This window comes from Cellulomonas sp. HZM, assembly GCF_000708885.1.
In the GTDB taxonomy this organism is placed as follows: domain Bacteria; phylum Actinomycetota; class Actinomycetes; order Actinomycetales; family Cellulomonadaceae; genus Cellulomonas.
The window spans coordinates 23,221-30,611 of the sequence record NZ_JEOE01000030.1 but is presented as its reverse complement, the minus strand read 5'-3'; the positions used below and the strand labels follow the sequence as shown (position 1 = coordinate 30,611).

Genomic DNA, 7,391 nt, shown 5'->3' with positions numbered 1-7,391 from the left:
CATCAAAGATGAGCCATATGGCATCGACTACTTGGCACACTGTTGAGTTCTCAAGGAACAGACGCGCATCCGATTCAGTCTCTCGACCTGCCCGGAGGCTTTCTGTTTCTCCAGCCTATCAGCACTTCTCGAGCTGATCCGCCAGTCGCTTTCGGCGAATTCTTCGCTTCCAGCTTTTCACTACTCTACCGGGCTTTTCTTTCGCTCTCGACCAGCTGGCCGGGGGCGAGATCCGGTCCCGATCCGGTTCGAGGGCGCACGAAGCGTCCTGCGTTCGGTTCGGGGGCGGCCGCCTGCGGGACCAGCCACCGGGTTCGATCCCTGGTGTCTGTTCCTCCCTGCCGGGCGACTCGGAGAACGTTACGCGCGGTCGGGCCGGGCTGGCAAATCGCTGCGCGGTGACGCCGGTCACCACGGCACGACCGGCGCTCGGCGACGTGCCGGCGCCGGTCGAGCGCCTGCTCGTGCGGCCGTCAGGCGCGGGTGTCGACCACGGCGAGCGTGCGCTTGCCGCGGCGGAGCACCGCCCACCTCCCGTGGAGCAGGTCCGACTCCGTCAGGGGCTGCTCGTCGGCGGTCACGCGCACGTTGTTGACCGAGAGGCCGCCCTCCTTGACCGCTCGGCGGGCCTCTGACTTGCTCGCGACGATTCCCGTCGCGGCGAAGAGGTCGACCACCGGGTCTCCCAGGGCGCCCGGCGCCGTGGGCAGCTCCGCGAGGGCGCCGGCGACCGTCCGCTCGTCGAGATCCGTCAGGGAGCCTCGGCCGAACAGCGCCTGGCTCGCCGCGACGACCGCGTCTGCGGCATCGGTGCCGTGCACGAGGCTCGTGACGTCGTGCGCGAGGGCGCGCTGCGCCTCCCGAGCGGCGGGACGTGCGGCGACAGCCTCCTCGAGGAAGGCGATCTCGTCGCGCGTGCGGAACGTGAAGATCTTCAGGTAGCGCACGACGTCGGCGTCGTCGGCGTTCAGCCAGAACTGGAAGAAGGCGTATGGCGTCGTCAGCTCCGGGTCGAGCCAGACCGTGCCCGACTCGGTCTTGCCGAACTTCGTGCCGTCGGCCTTGGTCACCAGCGGCGTCGTGAGGGCGTGGACCGCGGTGCCCTCGGAACGCCGGATCAGCTCGACGCCCGACAGCAGGTTGCCCCACTGGTCCGATCCGCCCGTCTGCAGGGTCACGCCGTGCCGGCGGTGCAGCTCGAGGAAGTCCATCCCCTGCAGGATCTGGTAGCTGAACTCGGTGAAGCTGATGCCCTGGTCGCTGTTGAGGCGCCGTGCGACGGTGTCCTTCGCGAGCATCGTGCCCAGGCGGTAGTGCTTGCCGACGTCGCGCAGGAAGTCGATCGCCGACAGCGGCGCGGTCCAGTCGAGGTTGTTCACCATCGTCGCGGCCGACGGCCCGTCGAACCGCAGCAGCGGCGCGATCTGGGCACGGATGCGCTCGACCCAGCCTGCGACGACGTCGCGCGAGTTCAAGGTCCGCTCGCCCGTCATCTTCGGGTCGCCGATGAGGCCGGTCGCGCCGCCGACGAGGGCGAACGGCACGTGGCCGGCGTCCTGCAGGCGTCGGACGGTGAGGATCTGCACGAGGTTGCCGATGTGCAGGCTCGGCGCGGTCGGGTCGAAGCCGCAGTACAGGCGCACGGGACCGGCGGCCAGGGCTTCGGCGAGTGCGGCGCGGTCGGTCGTCTGCGCGAGCAGGCCGCGCCACTCGAGGTCGTCGAGGATGTCGTTCACGAGAAGGTCTCCAGTCAGGGGCCAGCGGATGGGCGGGGCGCCGACGTCGTCGTCCTAGGGGACGTCCACCGACGTCGGCGGTCGATACGCCGGCCGGTAGGCGGACACCGTCCGCTCGTTGGTGAGCCAGTACCGCCACGGGAATCGGGCGCCGTCGCCGCCGCTGCCGGAGACCCCGACGCGCGGGCCGCTCGCGACCTGGGAGAGCGTGCCGGTGCTGTGCCGGTGCAGCACGACCGCGCCACCCGCCTCGGTCAGGTCCGCGCCGTTGGCCGCGAGGTCGAGCCCCAGGCACACGGCCAGCCTGGCCGGGCCGCGCGCGAGCTGGCGGCTCGAGTCGACGACGCCCGCGCTCTCGCGGCGGCTCCATGCGAGCTGCTCGCCCTCGACGACCTCTCCCCCGCGCAGCAGCACGGCCGCAGGGCTCCCGGTCGGCTCGGTGACAACGTTGAGGCAGTGGTGCAGGCCGAGGTGGCGGTACACGTAGAGCCGGCCGGGCTCCGCGAACATCACGGCGTTGCGGGCGGTGCGGCCGCGGTAGGCGTGCGAACCCGGGTCGGTCGCCCCGCCGTACGCCTCGACCTCGGTGATGCGCACGGTGACGTCACCCGCCGCCGAGCGGGCGGTGAGGTACGTGCCGAGCAGGTCGTGCGCCACGGCGTGCACGTCGCGGCCGTACCAGACGCGCGCCGGCACGGTGACGACGGCGGCCGGGTCGGCCGCGTCGGGCGTGCGGGGCGGCGTGGTCACAGGGACATCCTGCCGTACGGGCGCACGCGGGCCGCTCTCCTCGTCACGCCTCGAGGTCGCCCCACGCGCCGACGCGGACGTCGGCGCGGGCACGCGTGCCCTCGCGGTCGAAGTGCGCCCGCTCGTCGTCCATCCAGCGCACCCACTGCTCGCGCGCGTCCTGGCCGTCGCGCTCGAGGCCGCGCTCGAGGCGGAGCGCGTCGTCGGCCTCCACCCATACGCGGACGGACGCGGACGCGTCCGCCGCGCGGCGGGCCGAGCCGCACCCCTCGACCACGAGCAGTGCGGGCAGCGGGACGTCGACCCACTCCGCGAACGCACCCGATCCCCAGTCGTACCGCTGGTAGCGACCCGGCCGGCCCCGGCGCAGCGGCTCGAGCACCTGGGCGCTCAGTCGCGGCCACAGCGATCCCTCCAGGCCGGACCAGCCCTCGTACAGGTCGTCGAGGTGCAGCACGGTCGTGCCTGGGCCGGCGAGCTCGGCCACGGCCGCCGCGAACGTCGTCTTGCCGGAGCCGGCCGGTCCGTCGACGACGACGAGCCGGACCGGCCCGAGCCGGGCAGGCCGCGAGCGCGCGAGGTCGACGACCCGGCCGACGGCCGGTGCTGTCCGCGGTCGGGTGCTCATCGACGTGCGGTGCTCATCGACATTCGGTGCCCATCGACGCGTCAGGACGACCAGCCGCGCAGCTCGTGCGCACGGTCGCGCGCGCGACCCAGCTGCTCGGCGACGCGCACGGGAGCCGTGCCGCCGTACGCGGAACGGGACGCGACGGAACCCTCGACCGACAGGACGGAGCGCACCGCCGGCGTGAGGTGCGGCGAGATCGCCGCGAGCTCGTCGTCGGACAGCTCCCACAGCTCGATCGCGGGCTCGTGCGCCTCGCAGGCACGCACGCACTCCCCCGCGACCTCGTGCGCGACACGGAACGGCACGCCCTCACGCACGAGCCACTCCGCGATGTCGGTCGCGAGCGAGAAGCCCTGTGGTGCGAGCGACGCGAGCCGGTCGAGGTCGAACGTGAGCGTGGCGACCATGCCGGCGAACGCCGGCAGCAGCACGCGGAGCTGGTCGACCTGGTCGAAGACGGGCTCCTTGTCCTCCTGCAGGTCACGGTTGTAGGCGAGCGGGAGGCCCTTGAGCGTGGTGAGCAGACCCGTGAGGTCGCCGACGAGGCGACCTGCCTTGCCGCGCGCGAGCTCGGCGATGTCCGGGTTCTTCTTCTGCGGCATGATGCTCGACCCGGTCGAGTACGCGTCGTGCAGGCGCACGAAGCCGAACTCCTTCGTCGCCCAGAGGATGACCTCCTCGGCGAGACGCGAGAGGTCGACCGCGAGCATCGCCGCGACGAACGCGAACTCGGCGACGACGTCGCGCGACGCCGTGCCGTCGATCGAGTTCTCGACGGGGCCGTCGAACCCGAGCTCCGCGGCGACCTCGGCGGGGTCGAGCCCCAGCGACGATCCCGCGAGGGCGCCCGAGCCGTACGGCGACACCGCCGCACGGCGGTCCCAGTCGACGAAGCGGTCGACGTCACGCAGCAGCGGCCACGCGTGCGCGAGCAGCGCGTGCGCGAGGAGGACGGGCTGCGCGTGCTGCAGGTGCGTGCGCCCCGGCATGGGCGCATCGCCCGCGGCCGCGGCCTGCGCGACGAGCGCGTCGACGACGTCCAGCACGAGCCCGGCGATCGTGCGTGACTCGCGGCGCAGGTACATGCGCACGAGCGTCGCGATCTGGTCGTTGCGAGAGCGGCCCGCGCGGAGCTTGCCGCCCAGGTCCGCGCCCGCGCGCTCGATGAGGCCGCGCTCGAGCGCGGTGTGCACGTCCTCGTCGTCGGGAGACGGCCCGAACGCGCCGGACGCGACGTCCGCGCGCAGGCGCTCGAGCGCGTCGACCATGCCGCGGACCTCGTCGTCGGACAACAGGCTCGCGGCGTGCAGCACGTGCGCGTGCGCCACCGAGCCCGAGATGTCGACGTCCGCGAGCCGCCAGTCGAAGTGCGTCGAGCGCGACAGGTCGGCGAGCGCGGCCGCCGGACCGGACGCGAACCGGCCGCCCCACAGGGCGAGCGGTGCGTCCGGCTCCGGCTGCTGCGTGTCAGGCATCGATCCCGCCCTGCGTGCCCAGGTCGACGCCGTTGCCGAAGCGCACGTCGCGGGCCGCGGCCAGCTTGGAGGACAGGCCGTAGATCTCGATGAAGCCCTTCGCGGCGCTCTGGTCGAACGTGTCGCCCGTGTCGTAGGTCGCGAGGTTGAAGTCGTACAGCGACGCGTCCGAGCGGCGGCCGGTGACCGTGGCACGACCGCCGTGCAGGACGATCCGGACGTCGCCCGAGACGTAGCGCTGCGTGTCGTCGACGAACGTGTCGAGCGACTTCTTCAGCGGGCTGAACCACTGGCCGTCGTAGACCAGCTCGGTCCAGCGCTGCTCGACCTGGCGCTTGAACCGCGCCTGCTCGCGCTCGACCGTGACGTTCTCGAGCTCCTGGTGCGCGGCGATGAGCGCGATCGCGCCCGGCGCCTCGTACACCTCACGGCTCTTGATGCCGACGAGGCGGTCCTCGACGATGTCGATCCGACCGACGCCCTGGGCGCCCGCACGGCGGTTCATCTCCTGGATCGCCTGCAGCGGCGTGACCGGCACGCCGTCGAGCGCGACCGGGATGCCCTGCTCGAACGTCACGACGACCTCGTCCGCGACGGGCGGGAACGTCGGGTCGTCCGTGTAGGTGTAGACGTCCTTGGTGGGCGAGTTCCAGATGTCCTCGAGGAAGCCGGTCTCGACCGCGCGGCCCCACACGTTCTGGTCGATCGAGAACGGGTTGTGCTTGGTCGTCGCGATCGGCAGGTCGTGCTTCTCGGCGAACTCGATCGCCTTGTCGCGCGTCAGCGCGAGGTCGCGCACCGGGGCGAGGCACGTCAGGTCGGGGGCGAGCGAGGTGATGCCGACCTCGAAGCGCACCTGGTCGTTGCCCTTGCCGGTGCAGCCGTGCGCGACGACCGTGGCGCCGAACTGGCGGGCCGCGCGCACGAGGTGCTTGACGATGACCGGGCGCGAGAGCGCGGAGACCAGCGGGTACCGGTCGAGGTACAGGCCGTTCGCCTTGAGCGCCGGCATGCAGTACTCGGTCGCGAACTCGTTGCGCGCGTCGGCGACGTACGCCTCGACCGCGCCGCAGTCGAGCGCGCGACGACGGATGACCTCGAGGTCCTCGCCGCCCTGGCCGACGTCGACCGCGACCGCGATCACCTCGGCGCCGGTGGCCTCGGCGATCCAGCCGATGCCCACGGAGGTGTCCAGACCGCCGGAGTAGGCGAGGACGACGCGCTCAGTCATGTTTCTTCCTTCTGTCTTCCTGGGTTCAGGGTTCGGTGGTCAGTGTGCCGCGTCGGCTCGCCTCAGGGGCGGGCGTCCGAGGCGAGAGCGAGGAACCGGGCGGCGAGGGCCTCGCCGCCCCCGGGTGCGGCGTCGCGCGCGATGACCAGCACGGTGTCGTCGCCCGCGATCGTGCCGAGCACGGCGGGGAGCACGGAGTGGTCGATGGCCGACGCGAGGAACTGCGCGGCGCCCGGAGGGGTGCGCAGCACGACGAGGTTGCCCGACGCCTCGGCCGTGAGCAGCAGCTCCTCGCACAGGCGCGCGAGCCGGGCCGCGAGCACCTCGGCGTCGCCCGGCGTGGCGCGCACCTCGCCCTCGGCCGGCACGGCGTAGGCGAGCGTGCCCGACGGCGTGCGCACCTTCACGGCACGCAGCTCGACCAGGTCCCGCGACAGGGTCGCCTGCGTGACGGTGACGCCCTCCGCGGCGAGGAGGTCGGCGAGCTGCTGCTGCGAGGACACCGTGCCGCGCGTGAGCAGAGCGCCGATGAGCGCGTGCCGGGCAGCCTTCGTCTGGGGCATCGTCGTCATCGTCACGACCGCTCCAGCAGCCACGTCAGCAGCGCCTTCTGCGCGTGCAGCCGGAACTCGGCCTCGTCCCACACGACCGACCGTGGCCCGTCGAGCACCTCGGCGGTGATCTCCTTGCCGCGGTAGGCGGGCAGGCAGTGCAGCACGATCGCGTCGCTCTTCGCGAGCGCGAGCGCGTCGGCGTCCAGCCGGAACGGGACGAACGGCGTCTCGCGCTGGTCCGCCTCACCCTCCTGCCCCATCGAGACCCATGTGTCGGTCGCGACGACGTCGGCGCCCGCGACGGCCGCGTCGCGGTCGTGCACGACGGTGACCGAGCCACCCGTCTCCTGCGCGCGACGCTCGGCATCGGCGACGACCGCAGCGTCCGGCAGGTAACCCTCGGGGGTGCCGATCCGCACGTGCAGTCCGGCGGTGACCCCTCCCAGCAGGTACGAGTGCGCCATGTTGTTCGCACCGTCGCCGACGTACGCGAGCGTCTGCCCCGCGAGGTTGCCGGTGCCGCCGCGGTGCAGCGCGACCGTCGCGAGGTCGGCGAGCACCTGGCACGGGTGGAAGTCGTCGGTGAGCGCGTTCACGACCGGGACGCCGGCGTGCTCCGCCATCGCCTCGAGCCGGGCCTGCGCGTGCGTGCGCCAGACGATCGCCGAGACCTGCCGGCCCAGCACGTGCGCCGTGTCCGGGATCGACTCCCGCGTGCCGATCTGCGCAAGCTTGCCGTCGACGACGAGCGGGAAGCCGCCGAGCTCCGCGACGCCGGTGCTGAACGACACCTGTGTGCGCAGGGTGGGCTTGTCGAAGATGATCGCGACCGCCCGCGGTCCCGCGAGGGGCGTGCGGATGTACCGGTCCGAGCGGAAGGCGAGGGCGAGCTCGAGGACGTCGTGCTGCTCGGCGGGGGTCAGGTCGTCGTCGCGCAGGAAGTGACGCGGCATCTCAGGACCTCCGCTCTCGACGGTGGCGGACGGGAGAGTCGTCCCGCAGGAAGTGACGCGG

The 7,391-nt window shown here is 72.5% G+C and carries 7 protein-coding genes; all 7 read right to left on the bottom strand.

The window, feature by feature from the left end:
* Positions 1-473: 473 nt before the first annotated feature.
* A complete protein-coding gene (tyrS, locus tag AW16_RS0113330) occupies positions 474-1,736 on the bottom strand; it encodes a tyrosine--tRNA ligase (protein WP_029291161.1) in 1,263 nt (420 codons plus the stop codon).
* Positions 1,737-1,790: 54 nt separating this feature from the next.
* Positions 1,791-2,486 (bottom strand): DNA-3-methyladenine glycosylase, encoded by a 696-nt coding sequence (locus AW16_RS0113325; protein WP_029291159.1) that lies wholly within the window; start codon positions 2,484-2,486, stop codon positions 1,791-1,793.
* A 43-nt stretch (positions 2,487-2,529) separates the two neighbouring features.
* Entirely contained in the window at positions 2,530-3,114 is a 585-nt protein-coding gene (locus tag AW16_RS0113320; protein WP_029291157.1) for a uridine kinase, read from the bottom strand.
* Between the two features lie 41 nt (positions 3,115-3,155).
* Positions 3,156-4,592, bottom strand: a complete 1,437-nt coding sequence (argH, locus tag AW16_RS0113315; RefSeq protein WP_029291155.1) for an argininosuccinate lyase — start codon at positions 4,590-4,592, stop codon at positions 3,156-3,158.
* Complete coding sequence (locus AW16_RS0113310; protein ID WP_029291153.1) at positions 4,585-5,823, bottom strand: argininosuccinate synthase; 1,239 nt, start codon at positions 5,821-5,823, stop codon at positions 4,585-4,587. The genes argH and AW16_RS0113310 overlap by 8 nt, the downstream gene beginning before the upstream one ends.
* A gap of 62 nt (positions 5,824-5,885) precedes the next feature.
* A complete protein-coding gene (locus AW16_RS0113305; RefSeq protein WP_029291151.1) occupies positions 5,886-6,395 on the bottom strand; it encodes an arginine repressor in 510 nt (169 codons plus the stop codon).
* A gap of 2 nt (positions 6,396-6,397) precedes the next feature.
* Positions 6,398-7,330, bottom strand: a complete 933-nt coding sequence (gene argF, locus AW16_RS0113300; protein ID WP_029291147.1) for an ornithine carbamoyltransferase — start codon at positions 7,328-7,330, stop codon at positions 6,398-6,400.
* Positions 7,331-7,391: the final 61 nt, after the last annotated feature.